The following is a 22,404-nucleotide window of genomic DNA, read 5'->3' as shown; positions in this document are numbered from 1 at the left end:
GAGACGCGAGGCCGCGTCACCGACGACGTGGGCGGAATTACTCGCCCTTGCCCTTCTGGATGATCTCTTCGGCAACTGCCTTCGGGACCTCCGCGTAGCTCTCGAATGCCATCGAGTACACGGCGCGGCCCGAGGTCTTGCTCCTCAGGTCGCCCACGTATCCGAACATCTCCGAAAGCGGCACGTTAGCACGGATGACCTTCACACCGGATGCATCCTCCATCGACTGGATCTGCCCGCGGCGCGAGTTGATATCACCGATGACGTCGCCCATGTACTCCTCAGGAGTACGCACCTCGACGGCCATCAGCGGCTCGAGCAGAACCGGGTTGGCCTTGCGGAGTGCTTCTTTGATGCCCATCGAGCCGGCGATCTTGAACGCCATCTCCGACGAGTCGACGTCGTGCGCGGCACCGTCGAGCAGTGTCGCCTTGACGCCGACCATCGGGTAGCCGGCGAGAATGCCGACCTGCAGGGCATCCTGGAAACCGGCGTCGACCGAGGGGATGTATTCGCGGGGGATGCGACCGCCGGTCACCTTGTTCGAGAACTCGTAGGTCTGCTCCGCAGTGATCTCGAGGGGCTCGACCGCGAACTGGATCTTCGCGAACTGACCGGATCCACCCGTCTGCTTCTTGTGGGTGTAGTCGTATTTCTCGACGGCCCTGCGGATCGTCTCGCGGAACGCGACCTGCGGCTTTCCGACGTTGGCCTCGACGTTGAACTCGCGCTTCATCCGGTCGACGAGGATGTCGAGGTGCAACTCGCCCATTCCCTTGATGACCGTCTGGCCCGTTTCGGAGTTCTGCTCGACGCGGAACGTCGGGTCCTCTTCGGCGAGCTTCTGAATCGCCGTCGAGAGCTTCTCCTGGTCGGCCTTGGTCTTCGGCTCGATTGCCACCTCGATCACCGGCTCGGGGAAGGTCATCGACTCGAGGACCACCTGGTGTGCCGGGTCCGAGAGCGTGTCACCGGTTGTTGTGTCTTTCAGACCGATGACCGCGTAGATGTGACCGGCGGTGACGGAGTCGACGGGCATCTCCTTGTTGGCGTGCATCTGGAAGATCTTGCCGATGCGCTCCTTCTTCTGCTTGGTCGAGTTGACGACCTGCGCGCCCGATTCGAGGTGACCGGAGTAGACGCGGATGTATGTCAGACGACCGAAGAAGGGGTGAACGGCGATCTTCGACACAAGCGCCGCGAAGGGCTCGCTCGAGTCGGCGCGGCGCTCGATGATCTTCTCTTCGTCTCGCACGTCGTGGCCCTGCACGGGCGGCACGTCGAGGGGCGAGGGCAGGTAGTCGACAACGGCGTCGAGCATCGGCTGCACTCCGCGGTTCTTGAACGCCGATCCGCAGAGCACAGGATAGATCTCACTCGAGACGGTGAGCTTTCTGATCGCCGCCTTGATCTCGGCAACCATAAGCTCGTCGCCCGAGAAGTACTTCTCCATAAGCTCGTCGCTCGTCTCTGCGACGGTTTCGAGGAGCTTGTTGCGGTATTCCTCTGCCTTCTCCTTGAGATCGGCTGGGATCTCTTCGACCGCATAGGTCGCGCCCATCTGGACGTCGCCCTTTGCGTCGCCGCGCCAGGTGAGGGCACGCATCTCGACGAGGTCGACAACACCCTCGAACTCGCTCTCTGAGCCGATCGGAAGCTGCATGACAAGAGGCTTGGCTCCGAGGCGGCTGACGATGGTGTCGACCGTGTAGTAGAAGTCCGCGCCGAGCTTGTCCATCTTGTTGACGAAGCAGATGCGCGGAACGTTGTACTTGTCAGCCTGACGCCAGACGGTCTCTGACTGGGGCTCAACGCCCTCTTTGCCGTCGAAGACCGCGACGGCGCCGTCGAGGATGCGCAGCGAGCGCTCTACCTCGACCGTGAAGTCGACGTGCCCAGGGGTGTCGATGATGTTGATCTGGTTCTGGTTCCAGAAACAGGTGACGGCTGCAGAGGTGATCGTGATTCCACGCTCTTTCTCCTGCTCCATCCAGTCCGTCGTCGACGCACCGTCGTGGGTTTCGCCGATCTTGTGGTTGACGCCCGTGTAGAACAGGATGCGCTCTGTCGTGGTGGTCTTACCAGCATCGATGTGCGCCATAATGCCGATGTTGCGGACCTTGTTCAGGTCAGTGAGCACGTCTTGTGCCACAGGGTTCCTCCAGGGAGTATCAGTTGTGAAAGGCATCCGGGTGCGGGTGCTGGCGGCTTTTCCGCCGCCGCACCCGCCCGTGGATGCGAGCTGCTACCAGCGGTAGTGCGCGAAGGCCTTGTTCGATTCGGCCATCTTGTGAGTGTCTTCACGACGCTTGACCGCTGCGCCCAGCCCGTTCGACGCGTCGAGGATCTCGTTGGTGAGGCGCTCGGTCATCGTCTTCTCACGACGGCCCTTCGCATAGCTCGTGAGCCAGCGCAGGGCGAGGGTGTTCGCACGGTGAGGCTTGACCTCGACCGGCACCTGATAGGTCGAGCCGCCGACGCGGCGTGAGCGAACCTCGAGGGTCGGGCGCACGTTGTCCAGGGCCTTCTTCAGTGTGACGACGGCATCCTGGCCGTTCTTCGCTGCCACGCCTTCGAGCGCGTCATAGACGATGCGCTCGGCGAGGCCCTTCTTGCCGTCGACAAGGATCTTGTTGACGAGCTGGCTGACGATCGGGGCACCGTAGACGGGGTCGGCGACGACGGGGCGCTTGGGTGCTGGGCCCTTACGTGGCATTACTTCTTCTCCATCTTCGCGCCGTACCGGCTGCGAGCCTGCTTGCGGTTCTTCACGGCCTGGGTGTCGAGTGCACCGCGGACGATCTTGTAACGCACGCCGGGGAGGTCCTTCACACGACCGCCGCGGACGAGCACCATGGAGTGCTCCTGCAGGTTGTGGCCTTCACCGGGGATGTAGGCGGTGACCTCTGTGCCGTTCGAGAGCTTCACACGAGCGACCTTGCGCATCGCGGAGTTCGGCTTCTTCGGGGTGGTGGTGTACACACGTGTGCACACACCGCGCTGCTGGGGGTTGGCCTTCAGGGCGGGCGCCTTGGTCTTCGAGACCTTGGGCGAGCGACCCTTGCGGACCAACTGCTGAATGGTTGGCACTGCTTCTCCTTGTTATTGCTGCACGGTGACAGCTGCTATCTGATTGCTAGCATTCGCGCTTCGCGAACCGGAGTCCGACATGGGCGAGTTCTTTTGGACCCACCGGCACCGCAGAACTGCGGGGCTTTTGATGTGGTGAGTATGCCGTGGGGGCGTCGGCTTGCGCACGTCGCCCTTGCAGTGTGAAAGTTGTCTTTCTGCCGACGCGAGCGGTGTGAGGGCACGGGTCAGCGGCGCGACAAAGCGCACACCCGATAAAGAATACCTTCTGGCCACCTGTTGGTCAAACGAGTCGGGATGCCGGGCGGCGGCCGCCGCCGCGTCGCCTCACGGCTCGTACGTGGCCCCGTCTTCGCCGAATGCCGTGATCTGTCCTCGGACGGAGACCGGCATCGGACCGGCCGTCGCGGTCCCCGTCGCACCGCTCGCCGGGTCGCGCAGGTCGCAGGTCATCGAGGCGCTCCCCTCACTGTCCGTGCTGACCGGCCAGGTGCCGTCGCGATATTCGCCGATGGTGAAGTCGGGGCGGGGATCGACTGTCCATACGACGTTCGTGTACTCGTATCCCGGTGTTCCGCCTGTCGCTTGGAAAGGGCAGCCCTCTGGCTGCAGCTGCGCGGCGGCGACACACTGATCGAGGTAGGCGTTCACCGCTTCTTCAGCGGCCTGGGTGCCCGCTTCGGTGAGTGCGATCGAGAGCTCAGCCGCCTCCGGTGACGCGTCTGGCCCGAAACCGATGACGCTCGCTGTCTGCGGCTCTGCCGAGAACCACTCGCTCTCGGCGACGCTTATCGCATAGGTGCCGGGGAGCGCCCTCAGTTCCCACGCGCCACTCTCACCGGGTTCGCGCTCGGTCACATCGACACCGCCGACAGTGGTCGCCGTGCCCTCGGGCGCATCGACGCTCACAGAGATCGTGGCGAACTCCGGCGATTCGAGCTGCCAGAGGTCGAAGATGACGAACTCTTTTCCCGCCCGCTGGAGGGTGAACTCCTGGGTGTAGTCCTCTCCGCCCTGTGTGATGCGTGCGGTGACCGTCGCGGTGTCGCCGCTGATCGTGGAGTCCTCGATCGCGTAGCGCGAGATCCGGTCTTCGGTCTCGGCGTAGACCTCGTTGCTCAGGAGCACGTCGCCCTCGTCTGTCTTGGCCCCGCTCAGCTCCAGAGCAGCCTCGGCGTCACCCGTCTTCAGCGCCTCGAGATATTCCGTGACGTCGTTCTCCGGCGCGTGTGCGGCGTTCCCGATGTTCACACCGACGATGCCGCCGACGACGAGAAGCACAAGCACAACGACGCCGGAGATGATGCCGATGACGGCGCCCTTCCTCATACGGCGCTTCTCAGGGGGAGGTGAACCGCCGGGCGGCACGGATGCATAGTGCCCGGTGGGCGCCGGTGCCGCGTATGGCGTCGTCGGCTGCTGACCGGTCTGTTCCTGACCGGTCTGTTCCTGACCGTATGGATACGGTTGCGCATAGCCGGGCTGGGCAACCGGCTGCTGAGGCTGTTCCGGGGGCGGCTGGTATGCGGGCGGCTGCTGCGGCTGTCCCCAAGGATTCTGCGGGGGCTGATTCTGCGGGGGCTGACCGGGCCCCTGACTGTCGCCGTTGTTCCAGCTCAATGTTCAACCTCCAGCGCGCTCGATCTCTCTCAGTCCACTCTAGTCAACCAGACAGCTGTCTGGCAGAGGAGGATCAGTCACCAGCGCGGCGGCGGTGCGTCCAGCTGCGTGGTGAGGTCGGCGAGCAGCGCCTCGACCTGCGGTTCGACATACAGGGCGACGGCCTCACGGATGCGGTCGCGGTGCTCTTCGATGGCGACGCACGCGAGCTTGCCCGCGTGGATGGCGCATTCGTCTGCGAGCCTGATCTCGGTGCGCAGCGCCTGCTTCTCTTCGTCGCTCAGCGGCTGCTCCTCTGCCGCGGTGGTGTCGTCTGCCGGTGCGGCGTCGGCGAAACCGGCGAGCGTGAACAGGTATGGCTCGCCTGGCACGGGCTCGGGGTCGAGAGGCAGCCCGTCGTACTCGGGCTCAAGACCGCGATCAGGTCGGTACTGCCTCGACTTGCGTTCCTCGGCGCGTCTGAGCTCACGCTGCAGAAGGGGCAGGTTCTTCTCCGTGTATTCGTCGACGATGTCGTCGACGATCGATTTGATCCTGGTCGAGAGCCCGTGTTGGACAGCATGCGGCACGTCGTGATCGAGGCCGACCGCCGCGATGATCGGTGATCCGAAACAGCGCCTGCACAAGCGCGTGCGGCCGGTGTGGGTGGCCGGCCGCCAACGCGGCAACCAGCGCAGCCAGGCGTCGACCGCCTGGGCCACGCGCACCTCGAGCGACCGCTCCATACAACAGATGCTACTCGCGACCGTGCCCGTCTCGCCGTTCCCACGGCCACAGGGGACGAACGGGATGACGCGCCGTGGCTCGGAGCACAAGCACAAAGCACAGTGAGACGGCGGCGCCGAGCAGCCCGACGGCGACTCCGTACGGCCGGATAAGCGTTTCGGCCAGCACAAAGACGAACGAGACGGCTGAGGTCTGCAGCGCGTACAGCATCCCGGCGGCGACCGCGTAGCCCATCCAGGCGAGAAGCCCGACACCGAGCGCCCAGGCGACGGGCACGCGTGCGCGGATGTCACCGTCCGGCCGGTCGGGCCGGTCGGGCCGCTCGGGCCGGTCGGGCCTCTCGGGCCGGTCGGGCCTCTCGGGCCTCTCGGGCCTCTCGGCGATCATCCGGCGAACGAAACAGGTCAGGGCGATGACAACCGCAGCCGCAACGGACATCGGTCCGAGAATGGGCCCGGCATCCGGCCTCGCCACCACATCGGTGTCGGTGAGAAGGCTGATGAAACCGAAGGCGCAGATGATGAGGGCCAGATAGAGCACGGCCGAGAAGACCGCGAGCACAAACGGGTACGCCGAGGGTCTGGTGGCACCGCCTGGCACGGTCATGAGGCCGGCCTGTTCATTCCGTTATGATGCGCACGAGATACTCACCGAACCGCGCGCTCGCTCCCCGCGGCACGGGGGTGGCGACCTCCGGTCTGCACGGCACGTCGTCCCCGTCTTCTGTGACGATGGTCGTGCCGTTCGTCGAGTTGAGGTCGATCACCCAGACACGACCCTCTGACACGCCGATGACCGCGTGCGTCTTCGACACACTCCGCTCGACGTCGTGCAGACGGGCACGTGCTTCCACGCCATAGCCGTCCTGCGGCTGGGGGTCGCGCCCGACGATCACACCGTGCCCGAGCGGGATCACCGAGTTGTCGGGCAGCAGGAGCCACGGCGACGCCGGGCGTGCGGGCTGAGACGACGCGGGTGGGGCGACCCCGGACGACGCCGGCGCACGAACGGGCGCGACCCCGAACTCGGGGCGTCTGACGGTGACGGGGGCCTGGCTCGGCACACGTGCCGTCGGAGGTGCCTGTTCCGGCTGGTCCGTCGAGGGCACCGTGTCCCGTGCGGGCTCCATTCCCGGCGGCATTCCGATTCTGAACGCGGACGCCCTGGTGGCGCCGCTGTCGTCGGTGCGCTCGTCACCCCTGTCTTCGCCCGGGGTGTCCCGCCCGTCAGCCATTGCTCGACCTGCCCTCTGCCCGTTCACGTTTCGGCGCCGGTGCCGACAGCCGATCGGCGAGGGTCCTCGTGCCGCTCACCCTGAACCGCCTGAGCTGCCGACGCCACCAGCCTACCGCCGATGTCGCGTGGCTCGATTGTTCGTCCGTGCGCCGCCACAACGATTCGACGTCGTCGTCCGGCACCTCGTGACCGGCGAACACCGCCCTGTCGGTGTCCTCCGCGAACTCGAGCAGGCCGTCGGGCATACGCCGGCCATCCGGTTCGTTCGGCGTCTCGTACTGCGCGGCGAGCCCGCGTGCGATGTTCCTCCTGGTCACCCGTGCCGGAACGGCAAAGCCGAGTTCGGCGTGCCGGTCGACGAGTTCGTCCCACGCCCCCGCCGCCTGCTGGTGCGAGGCGCCGCCTCTTCGCCGTTTCGCCACGCGCCTGCGTTTGACGAGTGCGACGATCAGCGCGGGCAGGATGCAGAGAAGCACGGGGATGCCGACAGCGGCGAGCACGATCCACACCCAGAGCGGGATGCCGGCGCGGTCGTTGTTCTCATCCTCGTCTTTGTCGTCGATCTCGACGTTCGTGAGCAGATCGTCATCCTGCTGGGCCGCCCTCGGCGGCTGCCTGACCTGCGGCTGTGGTTCCGTCTTCGGCTTCGGTGTCTGGTCCTGCGGGATCTCTTTCTCGTCAGGGGTCGGGAAGAACGGTATCCAGCCCACATCCTCGAACGGCACCTCCACCCAGGCGGTGACCGCCTCTCCCGTGACCGTGATCGGCGCGCCCCCGTCCGCGTCCTCCGGCGCGAATCCCATGACCACACGGGCGGGATACCCGAGTTCCCGGGCGATCAGCGCGAACGCGGCGGCGAACTGCTCTTCATCGCCGATCATCTGGTTCCGCGTGAACAGCTCGTCGATGCGGTCTGCTCCGTGCCCGGCCCGCGAGGGAACGTTGTCAGAGGCCAGCCCGTGGCTCAGGAACCCGTTGTTGTGCAACGCCGTCTCCACGGCCCTCAGCTGTTCGATCGGCGTCGTCGCCTCGCCGACATATTCAGCGGATTTCGCGGCGACGATGTCTGGAACGGTGTGCACCGGGGGCATCTGCACGCTCGCGACAGGCACGGTCAGCAGTTCGTCGTCGCTCGGCTGATCCTGCAGCGCGGTGTCGAATGAGTACCGGTAGCCGGATGACACGCCGGAGGTCACAACTGCCGTCGCCGTCGCCGGGTTGTAGCGCAGGTCCTGAGAGGCGTCCGGCTCCGCAGGAAGGGTGAGGCTCTTCGGATGGCCGGCGAGCGGTAGCCACACCCCCGAATAGTCGATAACGGTCACGTCGATCGAGCGGCTCTCGCTCGACGAGAGAAGCCAGGGCTCGGGCAGGTCCTCACCGACCAGGGTGAACGATCCGGAGCCGTCGGCGGCGGTCTCCGGCCCGGCGAGGTTCCACAGCCGTCCGTTATAAGTGTCCATCGTCGCCAGCCGGATGAGATCACCGGCTTCGAGGCCGGACACCGTGAAGAGCTCGGTCTCGGCGAGATCTTTGGTGTACTCCCTGAACCCGCTCAGCGGGCTCGGGTAGTCCGTGGGGTCGAACGGGGGCACGATCTCGTCCCGCAGCACAAAGCGTGCGTCAGACGACGGCGCGAGAACCGACCCGGTCACCCCGGCGACGAGCAGCGCGGCGACGGCGATGATCCCGCTGCCCACGAGCCTCGTCCTGCGCAGCCGCCCCCGGTCCTGCAGCGCGGCATTGCGGTTGTCTCCTCGCCGCCAACCCAGCCAGATGAGTGCGATGAGCGCGAGCGCGACCCCGCGCACAACCGCGAGAAACGGCTGCGAGGTGCCCACGAGCACCCCGAGCAGATAGAGCACAAACGGGGCGACCAGCAGCACAGAGGCCGCCAGCGTGCCGCGCTCGCGCCGCGGCATCCATCGAAGGGCGAGAACGGCGCTCACAAGACCGACGAGCCAGCCGCAGGCGTACGGCAGAACGTCGATGTAGTCCGGCTGCGCGACCGGTGCGGGCAGGGTGACGATGTCGGTCCAGCCGAACACCGACCCGAGCGCCAGGCTCCGAAGCGAGTCGAGGGTGGGAAGGACGGCGAACAGGCCCTGCGACGGCACGGCGAGCGGTGTGCCGACGACGACGTAGGCCACAACCGCGAGCATCACGGTGACGAACGCATTGAGCCGCCACAGGCGCGACAGGTATCCGGCGCATGCGCCGACGAGGATGCCGCCGATTCCGGCCACGAGGAACACTCCGTCGGCGAAGGCGGGGGCGAAGCCGATAATGCCTGTCACAGCGAGGAGCAGCAGCACAGCGAGGTCCCGCCATGCGGCCGCACCCACAGCGTCGCCCTCCGGCTCGCCGGCAGCGGTTCTCGCCTGCTTCGGCTTTCGTGTGGTGTTCTGGGACGGCGCTGTGCCCGGGAGAGCCTGGTCGGTCATTGCGCCCTCGCCATCACACGCGGCAGCTCTGTGAGCGCGCCGATTGTGGCGACGCTGAGCCCCGCGGCATCCTGCAGCCGGGCGCGGGCGCCGAGCTCTGTCTTCAGGGCGATCACGTTCGTCTCACCGCCGAACAGGCGTTGCACGGCGCGATAGTCAGCGGGGTCGAGTTTCGATCCCGCGACGATCACAACGACACTCGGCGCGGGCAGTCGCCTGGTCGCCTCTCGTGCGGCGTCTCGTGCGCTCCCTGTTCCGGTCAGCATCCCTACCCTGCAGCTGTCGTCGAGCAGCGATGTGACCGAATGGGTGCGCAGGATCCGCTGTTCGGTCACAACGCTGATCTGCGTGCCGTCCCTGATCACCTGCGACCCGATGGATGCCGTCACCGAGACGGCGAGCTCGAACTCGTCTTCTCCCGCGTACCACCTCTCGTCGCAGAGCTGGATGATCGTCAGCTGGCTGCGTCTCGTCTCTTCGAACTGCTTGACCATCAGCTGGCCCGTCCTGGCCGAGGTCCTCCAGTGCACATATCGCACGTCGTCGCCCGTGACGTATGACCGCAGGGCATGGAACGAGATGTCGCTGCTGGTGATCTTCTTCGTGATCTGTCCCTCGAGATCGCGGACGAGGCCCGCTGCAGTTGGACGCAGCGGCGTGGTGAGGGGATGGACGAAGAGCTCGATGGCGTCGGTCCAGCGCACCGTGCGGCGGAAGAGCCCGAGCTGGTCTCCGCGCACCGAGACCGCCGGACCGGCGAGGATCACCGCACGTCTGGCGGTCGGCACGGCGAACAGTTCCTCGTTCTGCTCGCCCGGGCGAAGCGACGACACCGAGAACTCGGCGAGACCGTGCCCGACGGGAAGCTCTATCGTCGTCGACGACGAGCTTCTTCTGCCGGTGTTCGTGACGAGCACCCGGCCGATCGCGCGCTCCCCCACGACCACACGCCGCGGCGTGAGCTCGATCTCGACGACGAAGCTCGCGCGGCCGATGATGAACACGAGTGCGGCGGCGAGTGCCGCTCCGAGCGTCAGCGCGACAACGGTGAGCTCGACCCATCCGAGCAGAAGACCCGCCGTCGCCACGATGACGGTTGCGCAGATGACAAGCCACCCGAGCGTCGAGACGACTCCGAGAGCGGGTGCGACAGCCCGCCACAGCCAGCTCGTCCACGACGAGGTGACTCGCGCGATCGAGTCGAGCACGTTCTTCACCGGGCTAAGCGGCCCTGTATGCGGGCGGCGGCAGCTCGACGAGGATGCCCGCGATGATGTCTTCGGCTCGCGCTCCGGCGAATTCGCTCTCGGCGTCGACGATGAGACGGTGTGCGAGCACGGGAACCGCGAGCTGACCGACGTCGTCTGGGGTGACATAGGTCCTCCCCTGCGAGAGCGCCCAGGTCTTCGTCATCCGCGCCAGGGAGAGACCGCCGCGCATGCTCACGCCGAGTGCGACATCCGCGTGTGTTCTGGTCGCCGTGATGATGTCCGTGACGTATTCCATCACCGAGCGGTCGACGTACACCTGTGCGGCCAGCTGCGACATCGCCACAACCGACTCGGGACTGATGATGGCGCTCACGCGTGATGCCCGTGCGCGGTTCGCCGCGTCGAGCAGCAGGTCGACGCTCGTCTCGCGGTCGGGATAGCCGAGCGAGGTCTTGACGAGAAAGCGGTCGAGCTGCGCCTCGGGGAGCTTGTACGTCCCGGCCTGCTCGACCGGGTTCTGGGTGGCGATCACCATAAACGGCCTGCCCACCTCGTATCCCTCGCCGTCGACGGTCACGACTCCCTCTTCCATGACCTCGAGCAGGGCGGACTGGGTCTTGGGACTCGCGCGGTTGATCTCGTCGGCGAGCACGATCGAGGCGAAGATCGGGCCCTTGTGGAACTCGAACTGGTTCTTCGCCTGGTTGTAGATCGTGACGCCCGTGACATCGGACGGCAGCAGGTCGGGGGTGAACTGCACACGCGAGTTCGTGCCCTCGAGCGTGTTGGCGAGGGCCTTCGCGAGCACCGTCTTGCCCGTGCCCGGATAGTCCTCGAGAAGCACGTGGCCGTCGCTCAGCATCGCCGCGACGACGAGCCTGATCGGATCGCTCTTGCCGAGGATCGCCTGGCCGACGTTGCCGACGAGGGAATCGAAGGCGCCGGCGAACCAGGCTGCCTGCTCTTGGGTGACGGTCACTTCTCTCCTCGGGGTGGTTGCGGTGGTTGCCCTGGTCAGGGCCACGGGAACGAGGGGCTCGTGTACGACCCGATCTTCACGCGTACGCCACAGGAGTACCCTGCCTGCATAAACGCGGTCATCTTGACGGTGCCGTTGCCGCCCATGTCGTGGGGGCGGGTCGGCGCCATGTCCTGCCACTGGCCGTCTCTGCAGAACTGCGGCGTGACCTGCTCGGTACGAGCGCCCCCCCAGTTCTCATACCTGAACTCGACCTTGTGCGCGTTGCTCACACACCGGGGTCCGTCGCAGTACGTCGCCGGTCCGCCGTAGGGACCGACGTACGTCACGGTCGGAGGGGGAGGCGGGGGATCGCTCACATGCACAGCAGGCGAGGATTGCCAGCCGCTGCAACCGCCCTCGCCGCAGGCCTGCACCTCGACCGTGTAGTCTCCCGATCCAACCTCGTTGGATCGGGCCGACAGAGCGGTGCCAGACCCGGAGCCGGCCCCGGAATGGAACCGCCATTCGTACCGGGTGATGCTTCCCCCGTCATTGTCCGGTGGCTGCCACGAGGCGCTCAGCGTCGTCGGGGCATCGCCCGGTTGCGCTATCGCAACCGCCTTCGGCTTTCCCGGCGCACCGTAAGAGGTGGCCGATGCACCGGCCGACCGGCTGCTCTCGCCGACCTTGTTCGTCGCCGTCACGGTGAAGGTGTAGCTGACGCCGTTCTGGCCCGAGAACGTGAGCACGGCACCGGCGGCACCGGACTGCTCGACCCCGTCGTTCCGGTAGACCGTGTAGCTGCTGATGGGCGCGCCATTGCTCGCCGCGGACGGATTGATCGTGACCAGTATCTTGCCGTCTTGGGTGCTCAGATCCGGGGCCGGCGGAGCATCCGGTGCCGACATCACCACGACCCTCGCACGCCCCTGCGCCTGGCGGTTCGGATCGTTGGTGGCGTCCATCACCGTGTAGACCACACTGATCTCCTGGCTCTTGTCCGGCCCGGGAGTGACCACCAGGTTCTCGCCCGAGATCGTCACGGTCGCATTGCCCGAATCGATGACAGCCTCTTCGATCGTCAGCGGTTCGCCCGGGAACGGGTTGTAGTCGTTCTCGAGCACGCTCATCGTGACGGCCTTGCTGCTTCTGGCATCGGGCTCGACGTCTTCGACGGTGGACGGCAGCGGCCTCGTCGACGACACCACGCGCACCACCGCAGAGCCCTCGATGTCGAACTCCTTGAACGACACCGTGAAGGTCAGGGTCGCAACGGTGCCCGGCTGGGTTCCGAACGGCGCGGACGCCGTGAGCGTCGATCCCGACAGCGATGCCTCGACACCGCTGCCCTGGCCAGAGAGGTTTGCGTACCTCACCTGCTCCAGCACAGCCGGGTTCGGATGCGCCGTCGACGCGCGAAGGTCGAGCGTCGCCGGCTCTTCGCCCGCTTCGATGGTGATCTCGGGCGGTGTGAACGTCGGCGGCACGTCTTCCATGTCGGCATCGCCGACCGTGACGGGCAGGGTGAGCAGGGCGACACCGTGCGGTGTTCCGTCGGACACCTCGAAGGTGATCGTCGCCGGCCCCCGGTAGTCAGGGGCGGGTGTGAACGTCAGCCGCTGGTCGTTCACGTAGTTCGGTGTTCCGTCGCTGCGCGTCGCCGAGACGCCCGCGGCCCCGGTGAGCGCTATGTCGTTGCCGATCGGGGACTCTGCGATGTCGGTCAGATTCCAGCTGATCGTCCCGTTCATGTCGACGACCTGTTCGCCCAGTCCGGGGATCAGCCGCGGCGGCTCCGACTCTTCGGCGCCGTCTGCGGTGAGCGGCGGCACCACGATGAACGCGGCCGAGCTCAGATCGTCGATCTCGTTCGTCAGGGAGTAGGCGATCGCCGTCCTGGTCTCTGCGAGCGTCACGCGCACCCTGCCGTCGTCGAGCACCTCGGCCTGCGAGGCGTTCGGGCCTTCGACGCTGACAGCGAGATCGCCAACACGCCCACCAGGATTGTTCGCTCCCTCGCGCACGTCGATGTCGACGGTCTTCTTGCCGACGATCTCGTCCGGCTCCACGATGTGGTCGATCACCGTGGGCGGCTGCAGCGTCGCGTCGGGCGTCACCCGCACCTGGATGAAGGCGGTGTCAGAGCCGCCGTGCCCGTTGCCGATCTCGTAGCGGATCGAGAAGGTCGTCTCTTCGTCCGGCGCCTCGACCTCGACCAGACGACCGTCTGCGTTCGCCTCGATCCCCTCCGGCACCTCGGGCAGCTTCTCATCGAGCGCGATCTCGTATCCGTTCGGATCGGAGTCGTTCGCCAGCACGTCGACGGATGCCACACGGCCCGGCTGCACCTCGATGGTGTCGTCGACGGCGATCGGCGGTGACGTCTGTTCCGGCCGCTGTATGACGCCGATACGCACAACACCGGTGCTCACGGCGCCGTAGACGTCCTTCACCCGATAGCTGAACGTGTCCGTCCCGGCAGAGCCGGGGGCGGCCTCGTAGGTGAAGCTCACACTCGTCGACTCGCTCACCAGGCCGAGGGACGGTGTGCTCTCGAGTCCGTCGAAGATCACCGAGTCGCCGTCAGGGTCGATCCCGTCGAGCGGAACGTTCACGGTGACGTGCGAATCCGCGAAAACCCGGGCGGTGAGCGTTCTCGGCGCCGGTTCGTTGTTGGTCTCGATGTCTGGCGCGACAACAGTGAACGTGACCTGGCCGACGTCGCTCTGCTCGAAGTCGTCGGTCACGGTGTAGACCACGGAGTAGGTTCCCGGTTCCGCAGGCGCCTGATAGCGGAGCCTGTCGTCCGTGACGAAAGCAAGGCCGGCCTGCGGCTCCTCGACGAGTCGCGGGTCGAGTGCCATGGTCGCACCGTCGGGATGCTGGTCGTTCTCGAGCACGGCGACGCTCGCGACGTCACCGGCGCGCACGGTCACCTGGTCGTCTTCGGCGATGGGAGCCTGATGTTTGACGAGCGGAGGAACGGGGACGATCGCCACGGTGGTCTCTGCGGTGTTGACACCGTCCGAGACGGTGTAGCTGAACTGCAGCTGCGCGGTGATCGCCGCAGACGCGGTCACCCGTATGACAGAGGAATTGAGCACCTCGATCGAGAGAACGCGCGCGTCGTCCGGGACGTCGACCTTCTGGATCGCGAGCACCTCCCCGCTCGGAGACGCGTCGTTGGTCAGCACGTTCAGGGTGGTCGGTTCGTTCGGGCGCAGGTATCCGGTGTCCCTCACGGCCACGGGGGCGAGCGCGTCGTCCGGGTGGTCCTTCACATCGACTCGCAGCAGGCCGATGCTCGTCTTCGGCCCGGCGCCGAGGGTGTACTGCACGTAATAGACGCCGGCGACCCCCGCGTTCACCTGGATCGTGCCCTTGTCGGTGTTCGGCGTCGTCGACAGACCTCCGCTGAGCGCCTCGGCGCCGAGCAGTTCCAGCTGATCACCGGACGGCGACATGTCGTTGTCGAGCGGAAGGGCAGACACCGGCTCGCCGACGAATGTCTCGATGTGGTCCGGTGTTCCGACCGGGTTCTGCGAGCCGTTCGGCTTCACATCGACGACGAAGGTGCCCGTCGCGGTCTCAGTGCCGTCTGACACCACGAACACAACGTCTCGCGGCCCCTGCTGCGCAGACGTGTGGGTCACCGTCACGAACCCGTCCGGCGAGAACCGCACCAGGTCGCCGGCGTCTGAGGCCGCAGAGACGAGAAAAACATCGTCGCCGTCTGGATCGCGCCAGTCGATGAGGGGGTTGTAGGTCACGCTCTGGCCGGCTTCGACGACAACAGCGCCCTCACGCTGTCCGACGGGCGGGTTGTTGGCGTCCGGTGGCTGGATGAGCACACTCACCGTCGCCGAGTCGACGCCTGCCGTGCGCCCGTCCGAGACCGAATACCTGAACGACACCGTTCCAGCGGACTGCGTCGGGTTCGGTGTGAACTGCAGGGCACGGGAACCGTCGATGTACTCGAGCGTTCCAGAGGCCTCTGCGAACCCCTCGATGTTGCCGATGGTGAGCACGTCTCCGTCTGGGTCCGTGTCGTTGTCGAGGATGGGCAACACGGTTGTCCTGCCTGGCCTCGCACCGAGCTCATCGTCACGGGCGAGGGGCGGGCGGTTGGTTTCCGTGCGATCGGCGAGGGTGTCTTCGAATGACTGGGTCGATGCCTTCTCGTCGCCCTCTTCGCCCTCGTCCTCCTGAGGCGGAGTGACTTCTTCCCAGTTCTTGACGAGACGCATGTCTGCATCGACGAGCCACACGTCGCCGGTCTGCAGGTTGTTGAGCGCGATCACGTCGCGGTTGACCCTGAACTCGAGAATCGAGCCGCGCGCGAGAGGCTCGATCTTCTGCGTCTGCACCTCGTTGCCATCGCACCGCGCGACATAGGCGCTCGCGCCCGACCACGCGCCGTGAAGGCATCCGTTGAGGTTGACGGGGGACGACACCTCGATCGGTTTGGTCACCGGCTGCGAGAGTCCTGCGTCGATGGTCTCGACGTCACCGCTCGCGAGTTCGACCCGCAGCAACGAGGTTCCCGACGCCACAACCACCTCGCCAGGCGTCGCCGACACCTGCTGGATCTTGAGAGCGGGCTCCGGCAGCTCATCGAAGCGGCCGCCGTCGACGACGAGAGTGTTCTGCTCCAGGTCGAGGATGACGGGGGTGTCTCCCGCGACCGTCAGTTGATAGTCGCCCAGCTCTGGCAGGGTGGTGACCGCCGGTTCCCCTCCCTCTGGGGCGTATGCGTACATCCGCTTCTCAGACGGCGAGACGGCGAAGACGGTGCCCTCCGCAGAGACGGCGGCCTGTGCGCCCGAACCGAGCTCGGCGAGCGGTTCGTTGTCGGCCGTCGAGAATCGAAGCCCGGCACCGATATCGGTGAGCCACAGGGCTCCGTCGTCCGGATCGATGACGGCGAGGCGTGTGCCTCCGAGGGCGGCCTCTGACCCTGGCGGAAGCTCTGCGCGTTCGATGAGTGTGGTGAACGCCGGGTCGACGCGCTCGAGGGTCGATGACGAGCGATCGTGCAGAAGGACGTTGTCGCCGTTCTGGAGCACGTCGATGTCGTTCGAGACGCTCGCGACGGAGCCGTCGAGCTCTTCGATCTGGCGGTTGAGCCTGCCGGCCATCAGCTCAGACCCGTTGGTGACCCAGACGTCTTTCGCAACCAGGTCGACATCCGTCACGGGAAAACCGTGGTGCAGCACGGCGAAGGTGACCGGCACTGCGACGACGACCGACGCCGCGACGACCGACGCGGTGATCTTGCGCCCTCTCAGCCATTTCAGCACGCGCACGGTCACCTCCGGGTCATGGTCTCTCTGGCCCCCGAAATGGCTACACCGGGCCGCCTGTTAAGCTAGCACGCCGTGTTCACGCGATCGAACCGCGGAGAGGGTCACCTCTCGTCAGACGGAGCCATCGATTCGGTGGCGGAACCGGACGATTCAGAAGGCCGGTCGGGCACAGCGGATGCCTCTGGGGCACCGGCCGGCGACGGACCCTTCGCCGGCGCGAGGTCGAGACGATCGAGAAGCACAAGGTCATCGGGGCCGACAAGACGTGTGGAGACCGCATACTCCACGAGGCGCGAACGGCGTTGGGTGGCGAGCTTTCCTCGCCCGCCGCGGAGTCCTCTGACACCGACCCTGTCGAGTTTGTCACAGACGTTGTCGAGCTTGCGGTTGAACGCCGTCTGCGTCCAGCCCAGTCGTCGAGCGGCATCCGCAGAGGCGGGGATCTCGCCCCGCCCGGGTGAATCCTGCCTGAGGACGTTCTCGGCGAGCGCAACGACAAGCAGTCGCTGGCTGCTCGTGAGCGTCACCGGTCCGACAGTCGTGGTGCCGGCAGAGACGGTGGTCATGATCGACGTGCCGAAGAACTCGGACTCTGAATGGATGGTGAACTCATAGGTGGTCGAGCCGGCGCTGAACAGGACCTGCAGCTCGGAGAACACGATCGGCAGACGTGATCCGGGGGGAAGCCAGGACTGCACCTGCCCGGAGGTGTCCGTCACCGTCGCGGCGAGCAGACTCCCGACGTTCGACAGCCACCACAGGTCGTTCTCCCTCGTGATCGACAGGAATCGGCGATGCAGGAACGGGTTCTCGTCGATCACGAGGTCTGAGTCCCGCCCGACGAAGAACGGCCTGTCGCCGACGTCATACCATTCACCGCAGAACTCGATACGTGGTGGCTTCACTGTGTGCACATCCGGAGGGGGTCGGTCGAGAGCTTTCCGTTCCTGTTGATCTCAACGCTAATGCACTGTTCGCTGCCGGGTTCGACGCCGGTGATCGTCACCGACTCGGAGTCTGTAGGGGTCTTGGCGCCCTGTTCCGCTCCCCCGACCCGCTGCCAGACGTATCGATCGCCGTCCTGGGGATCCGGGTTGTCCCACGTGAAGGTGACAGCCGTGCCGTCCGCGCTCGGCTGGATCGACACCTGCTCAGGCGTCGGCACCCCACCGACCGCAAGGTCTGATGTCGCCGACGGCCTCGGCTCCTCGGTGGTCTCCGACGAGCCGAACACGACGGCCGCGGTCACAACGCCGGCGACAGCGACCCCGGCGGCGACTCCGAGAACCGCGGGGACCCAGCGGCGACGGCCGGGCTCGGACGCAGCGGATGCGTCGTCGGGCGGGACCGCCGCAGCCGGACGCCTGATGACCGTGTCGATCGGCCGCCCTTCGGTGCTTCCGTGCTGCACCGGGAGCGGCGGGCGCACAACCGTGTCGTCGCCGGTCGGATCTGCCTGCTGATCACGACCGTGTCCGGCTCCACCGGCCAGAGACGCGGTCGGCGGCTCGTCCGGCGTTGTGGCGGGGTAGTGGGCGTTGATCGACGGCATCTGCCTGACACGGGTCGCATCGCCGGCCTCGTCCGCCGCCTCCGTGCCCGCGATGTCGTGGACTGTGAGGTTGGGCACGTCGATGGTGGTCGGTGCGTACGACAGCTCCATCTCGACGCGCTGAAGGGCGCGTGCGAAGTCGATAGCGCTCGAGAAGCGGTTCTCCCGGTTCGCCGACATTCCCTTGTGCAGCACAGCGGTCAGGGAACGAGGGATGTCCGTGCGCTGGATCGGTGTGATGGCCCCGCGCTCGATGCGACCGATCAGATCGACGACGCCGTTCGGTCTGCCAGGGATTTCGAACGGCGTATGCCCGGCAAGCAGGGTGTACACGGTGGCCGCCAGCGAGAAGACGTCGCTGCGCACGTCGGCGTTGGGATGGTCGTCGAAGAGCTCGGGCGCCGACCAGGGAATCGACATGCCGATCGTTCCCGTCGCGGTGGCCTGATCAGCTGAGTCGAGCGCGGCTCGCGTTGTGGTGTTCGCGGGGAACTCGGTGTCGACGGCAGACGAAATGCCGAAGTCGGTGAGAGCGGGCCAGCCGTAGGCATTGGTCAGCACGTTGGCCGGCTTGATGTCGCGGTGAAGGATGCCGGCGGCGTGCGCCGTGGCGACGGCGCTCGAGAGGCGCACCCCCGTGCGCAACGCGTCGGCGACGCCGAAGCGGCGGCTCTTGTACTGCTCCGCGAGGCTCGGCCCTGCACAGTACTCCATGGCGAAATAGGGCCGGCCGTCCGGAGCGAAGGCGGCGTGGTAGATGGTGACGATGTACGGATGCGCGGAAAGCTGCGCCATGAGGTTCGCCTCGGACACGAACCCGGAACGCGACGCATCGGTCAGATCGTCGGCGGCGAGGACTTTGACGGCGACCTGCCGCCTCGGGAGTTCCTGCTCGTACAGGAACACGTCGCTGAAGCCACCGGAGCCGAGCAACCGCAGGTATCGCAACCCGGGAAGCTCTGGTGGTGCGGCAACCTGGCGAGAGCGCAACTACGCCTCCGACACACGCAGCTCGACCCCGGAGCCGAGGTCGACGACAGTGCCCGCGATGACGGGCGTCGGCTCGCCCGCTCGCAGGAGCTGGGGGCCCTTTCCCGGTGCGATCACGTGGGTTCCGTTGCTCGAATGCAGGTCGGTCACAACGACCGTGCCGCCCTCGACGGCTATGCGCACGTGGCTGCGTGAGATGTCATCGCCCGTCAAGGTCACAAGGTGCGGCAGAACGGATGCCGGAACATGCGAGACGCTCGGCGCGCGCCCGAGGACGACGGGAGCGGTGAGCGGTTGCACGGCTCCGCCGGGGAGAACGAGTGTGTAGTGGTGCTCCCGGGGAATGTGAGCGTTCGTCCCCCGTCCGGCGTTCGCGCTCTTGGCGGCCTGGATGTCGGAGGCGAGGACTGTTCGCCCGTCGTGGTCTCCGAGGGTGTCGTGCGTCGAACCCCGATGCGATGACACAGTGGCATCGCCTCCGGCTCCCTCCCGGCCGGGCGGGTCGGCCGGGTGTGTGCTCGCCTTCTGCACGATCGTCTCATCGAAGAGGTAGTCGTAGTCGTCGTGACCGCCCTCGAGGGTGCCGTCGGGAGCGCCCGCGGCGGAATCCTCTCTGGTCGCGCTCGACGACGTTGTGCCGAAGATGCGGGTTTCTTCTGCTGCACGGGTGTGAGGCACGGACGGTCTCGGCCCGGATTCGACGGCGGCGACGCTCACGACGGTGTCCCCTGTGACCGCGTCGTCAGCCGTTGCAGATGCTCTGGCGGGCGCCTTGCCGCTCGCCGGCTCCGATGTGACGGTCGCCGCGGCGGAGGCGCGTTCCGGGTCTGCCGCCGAGGCCGGGTAGTCGATGCGCGTGACCCAGGCGACACCGTCGCGCAGAGGGAGCGCGATCTCAGACGGGGTCGACGGCGCGACGACAACGCTGAATGCTGTCGCGTTCTCGATGACCTGCTCCGTCCAGGTGGTCACGCCGCCTGCAGACACCGTGACCGTGGCTCCTTCGGTGTCCACGGTCACCGTCGCGTCGCCGCGCACGATCACGCCGAGGCCCTGCTCGCTCATGGCGCCGTCCACCCAGAAGACCAGCGCGAAAGGTCCTGTCGCACCGAGTCCGCGCGCTGTCAGGGTGTCGAGAACCTGCTGCACCGAGACGTCCTGCAGGGCTGTGGCCGCGAGCGTCCGAACACGGTCGAGGTCACCGTCCGCCCGCGCGACGAGCACACGACCGGCGGTGGCGACGGCCAGCCAGTCCTCGGCGTGCGCCGGCTCATAACGGAACATCCGTCACCCTTCAGATTCTCGGCAGGGTCTGCTCGAGGTAACCGAGCGACCGACTGTCATGATATCCCGGGCTCGGCGGGGTGGTGTCTTCGGTGAAGGCGTCGACCACAAGCACCGTGACGTTGTCCCGCGCACCGGAGTCGAGGGCCAGTTGCACAAGCTGTGCCGCCGCATCTGCCGCGCCGGAGCGCAGCACGTCGACGATCTGGGCCTCAGAGACCTCTCGGGTGAGTCCGTCCGAGCAGATCAGGAACACCTGCCGGTCGGTCGCCGGAAGAAGCCAGACGTCCGGGTCCGCATCCACTTCGACGCCGACGGCGCGTGTCACGACGTTGCGTTCGGGGTGCACGAGGGCCTCTGCGTGCGAGAGCGTGCCCTCGTCGATGAGCTCCTGCACGGCGGAATGGTCGACGGTCACCTGCCGCAGGGTGTCGTCGTCCCACAGGTAGACCCTCGAGTCCCCGATGTTGAAGGCCATCCAGTGGCAATCGGCCTGGCTCGAGAGACTCACCAGGGCCAGCCCGGCGACCGTTGTGCCGGCGATGCCGCTCTTCTCAGCCCACGACATGATCTGCGCGTTGGCGGCCGTGATGGCGGTGAACACCACTTCGGGGCTCGTCGGTTCGTGTCGCCTCACGCTCACTGAGAGCTGGTCGACCATCGCACGGCTGGCGAGATCACCCTTCGAGTGGCCGCCCATTCCGTCTGCCACGACGAAGACAGGAGCCTCGGCGAGATAGCTGTCTTCGTTCACCTGCCGCACGTGACCGATGTCGCTCGCGCCTGTGACGCTCACCGTCACACGGGAGCGAGGCGTGACGATCGTCTCAAGAGCTGCAGTCATGGCCATCCAAGCATATGAGCGTTTCCGAGCGGCGCTATGGGGAGAACTGCCCATAGCCGCCCACAGGCCTCAGCCACGCTCTCTGCGCACGCACCTCGACGAGCAGAGAGCGCGCGGCCGCACGGCCACGCTCCCACGCAGGTCAGACGACGGGACCCTGCTCGAGCAGCCGATCGTATTCGCGTTGCTGCTCGTCGTTTCGCTCACGCACCTTGCGACCACGAGCCGCGATCCACGCGCCGAACCAGACGGGCACCTCTCGGCCGACGACGAAGGCGACGACAGCCGGAGGGGTGAGCAGGATCGACGTGACGAACGGGCCGACGTCCGCGGGTGTGAGCATAAACGCCCGTTCGACCAGGACCCCACCGATGTAGGCGCCGTAGGCACACACCGCGACGAAGAAACCTCCGATGACGTATGCCCACCATCCGCCTCGGTTGACGATGGCGGCGAGCACGGCCATCGCGATGAAGAACATCACAACCGGAAGCCAGAACGGTGCCCGCACCAGGATGCCGCCGACGATGTCGACGCTTCCGACGCTCAGCAAGGTGACCAGCGCGAGGACACCCCCGTAGACGAGGGCGAACACGAGGGTGGCGAGAAGGCCGATGAGAATGCCGAAACCCCTGTTGCCCTTCTTCTGCGGCGGCGTCGGCGCCTGCACGAAGACGGGACCGGACCGCGTGTGCGCATGGCGCTGCTGAGCCGGTGCGCTGTGCGCCTCGCTCAGGTCGTCGAACGATGTCGTGTTCGCCTGCGGTTCCGATGGTGTGATCACAGACGGGCGGCCCTCGTCGCTCGTGTCGGCCGCATACGCCTCGTGCGCGACCTCCGGTGTGTGGGCATGCCCGTGTCCAGCCAGATCAGGACCGGTATCCGTGCGAGCGGCGTCGCCGACGTCGTGCTGCTGAGCCGCGTCTCGCGTCTGGTCAGAAGGCAGGCGGGGTTCCGGCTCGGCAGGCGGTGCATCCGGGTTGCCGGCGAACTCGTCTGCCGGACTCTCGGCACGAGACGGCTCGTCTTCGGGTGGTGTGCTGCCGGGTGTGGGATTGCTCATTGTGACTCCTCGATCGCGGGCGTCCGGCGCCCGGCTTCAGCACACTTTATCGTCGCGCACCCTCTCGACGGCGAGAACGC

At 66.5% G+C, this 22,404-nt stretch carries 16 protein-coding genes; all 16 read right to left on the bottom strand.

Annotated elements, in window-relative coordinates; translation table 11 throughout:
- Positions 1-37 precede the first annotated feature (37 nt).
- Positions 38-2,152: an elongation factor G gene (gene fusA, locus ACYVF5_RS13415; RefSeq protein ID WP_460947230.1), complete on the bottom strand. Its 2,115-nt coding sequence runs from the start codon at positions 2,150-2,152 to the stop codon at positions 38-40.
- 93 nt (positions 2,153-2,245) lie between these two features.
- Positions 2,246-2,716, bottom strand: a complete 471-nt coding sequence (gene rpsG / locus ACYVF5_RS13410; protein ID WP_460947228.1) for a 30S ribosomal protein S7 — start codon at positions 2,714-2,716, stop codon at positions 2,246-2,248.
- The gene (gene rpsL / locus ACYVF5_RS13405) at positions 2,716-3,090 is read right to left on the bottom strand and encodes a 30S ribosomal protein S12 (RefSeq protein WP_460947226.1); all 375 of its coding nucleotides are present in this window, start codon (positions 3,088-3,090) and stop codon (positions 2,716-2,718) included. The genes rpsG and rpsL overlap by 1 nt, the downstream gene beginning before the upstream one ends.
- A 327-nt stretch (positions 3,091-3,417) precedes the next feature.
- Entirely contained in the window at positions 3,418-4,710 is a 1,293-nt protein-coding gene (locus ACYVF5_RS13400) for a hypothetical protein (RefSeq protein ID WP_460947224.1), read from the bottom strand.
- 77 nt (positions 4,711-4,787) lie between these two features.
- Positions 4,788-5,435, bottom strand: coding sequence for a spermidine/putrescine ABC transporter substrate-binding protein (locus ACYVF5_RS13395; protein WP_460947222.1), 648 nt, complete (start codon positions 5,433-5,435; stop codon positions 4,788-4,790).
- A 10-nt stretch (positions 5,436-5,445) separates the two neighbouring features.
- A complete protein-coding gene (locus ACYVF5_RS13390; protein WP_460947220.1) occupies positions 5,446-6,042 on the bottom strand; it encodes a DUF6121 family protein in 597 nt (198 codons plus the stop codon).
- 13 nt (positions 6,043-6,055) lie between these two features.
- Positions 6,056-6,670, bottom strand: a complete 615-nt coding sequence (locus ACYVF5_RS13385; protein ID WP_460947218.1) for an FHA domain-containing protein — start codon at positions 6,668-6,670, stop codon at positions 6,056-6,058.
- Positions 6,663-9,113, bottom strand: a complete 2,451-nt coding sequence (locus ACYVF5_RS13380; RefSeq protein ID WP_460947216.1) for a transglutaminase family protein — start codon at positions 9,111-9,113, stop codon at positions 6,663-6,665. Before ACYVF5_RS13380 ends, ACYVF5_RS13385 begins: the two co-directional genes overlap by 8 nt.
- Positions 9,110-10,330, bottom strand: a complete 1,221-nt coding sequence (locus ACYVF5_RS13375) for a DUF58 domain-containing protein (RefSeq protein ID WP_460947214.1) — start codon at positions 10,328-10,330, stop codon at positions 9,110-9,112. The genes ACYVF5_RS13380 and ACYVF5_RS13375 overlap by 4 nt, the downstream gene beginning before the upstream one ends.
- A gap of 4 nt (positions 10,331-10,334) precedes the next feature.
- A complete protein-coding gene (locus tag ACYVF5_RS13370) occupies positions 10,335-11,303 on the bottom strand; it encodes an AAA family ATPase (protein ID WP_460947212.1) in 969 nt (322 codons plus the stop codon).
- Between the two features lie 35 nt (positions 11,304-11,338).
- Complete coding sequence (locus ACYVF5_RS13365) at positions 11,339-16,591, bottom strand: Ig-like domain-containing protein (protein WP_460947210.1); 5,253 nt, start codon at positions 16,589-16,591, stop codon at positions 11,339-11,341.
- Positions 16,592-16,692: 101 nt separating this feature from the next.
- Entirely contained in the window at positions 16,693-17,496 is an 804-nt protein-coding gene (locus ACYVF5_RS13360; RefSeq protein ID WP_460947208.1) for an FHA domain-containing protein, read from the bottom strand.
- On the bottom strand, positions 17,493-19,133 hold the full coding sequence (locus ACYVF5_RS13355; protein ID WP_460947206.1) for a protein kinase domain-containing protein: 1,641 nt from the start codon (positions 19,131-19,133) through the stop codon (positions 17,493-17,495). The genes ACYVF5_RS13360 and ACYVF5_RS13355 overlap by 4 nt, the downstream gene beginning before the upstream one ends.
- Positions 19,134-20,417, bottom strand: coding sequence for an FHA domain-containing protein (locus ACYVF5_RS13350; protein WP_460947204.1), 1,284 nt, complete (start codon positions 20,415-20,417; stop codon positions 19,134-19,136).
- A gap of 10 nt (positions 20,418-20,427) precedes the next feature.
- Positions 20,428-21,261 (bottom strand): PP2C family protein-serine/threonine phosphatase, encoded by an 834-nt coding sequence (locus tag ACYVF5_RS13345; protein ID WP_460947202.1) that lies wholly within the window; start codon positions 21,259-21,261, stop codon positions 20,428-20,430.
- A 142-nt stretch (positions 21,262-21,403) separates the two neighbouring features.
- A complete protein-coding gene (locus ACYVF5_RS13340) occupies positions 21,404-22,324 on the bottom strand; it encodes a hypothetical protein (RefSeq protein ID WP_460947200.1) in 921 nt (306 codons plus the stop codon).
- Between the last annotated feature and the right edge of the window lie 80 nt (positions 22,325-22,404).

Source organism: Okibacterium endophyticum, from assembly GCF_054780075.1.
Note: the sequence above shows the minus strand (reverse complement) of the source record. Positions and strands in the feature narration are given on the sequence as shown.

Coding starts and splice junctions, on each gene's coding strand:
- ACYVF5_RS13350 (WP_460947204.1), bottom strand. CDS start 20,417: ATGTTCCGTTATGAGCCGGCGCACGCCGAGGACTGGCTGGCCGTCGCC.
- ACYVF5_RS13385 (WP_460947218.1), bottom strand. CDS start 6,670: ATGGCTGACGGGCGGGACACCCCGGGCGAAGACAGGGGTGACGAGCGC.
- ACYVF5_RS13390 (WP_460947220.1), bottom strand. CDS start 6,042: ATGACCGTGCCAGGCGGTGCCACCAGACCCTCGGCGTACCCGTTTGTG.
- ACYVF5_RS13380 (WP_460947216.1), bottom strand. CDS start 9,113: ATGACCGACCAGGCTCTCCCGGGCACAGCGCCGTCCCAGAACACCACA.
- ACYVF5_RS13345 (WP_460947202.1), bottom strand. CDS start 21,261: ATGACTGCAGCTCTTGAGACGATCGTCACGCCTCGCTCCCGTGTGACG.
- ACYVF5_RS13340 (WP_460947200.1), bottom strand. CDS start 22,324: ATGAGCAATCCCACACCCGGCAGCACACCACCCGAAGACGAGCCGTCT.
- rpsG (WP_460947228.1), bottom strand. CDS start 2,716: ATGCCACGTAAGGGCCCAGCACCCAAGCGCCCCGTCGTCGCCGACCCC.
- ACYVF5_RS13395 (WP_460947222.1), bottom strand. CDS start 5,435: ATGGAGCGGTCGCTCGAGGTGCGCGTGGCCCAGGCGGTCGACGCCTGG.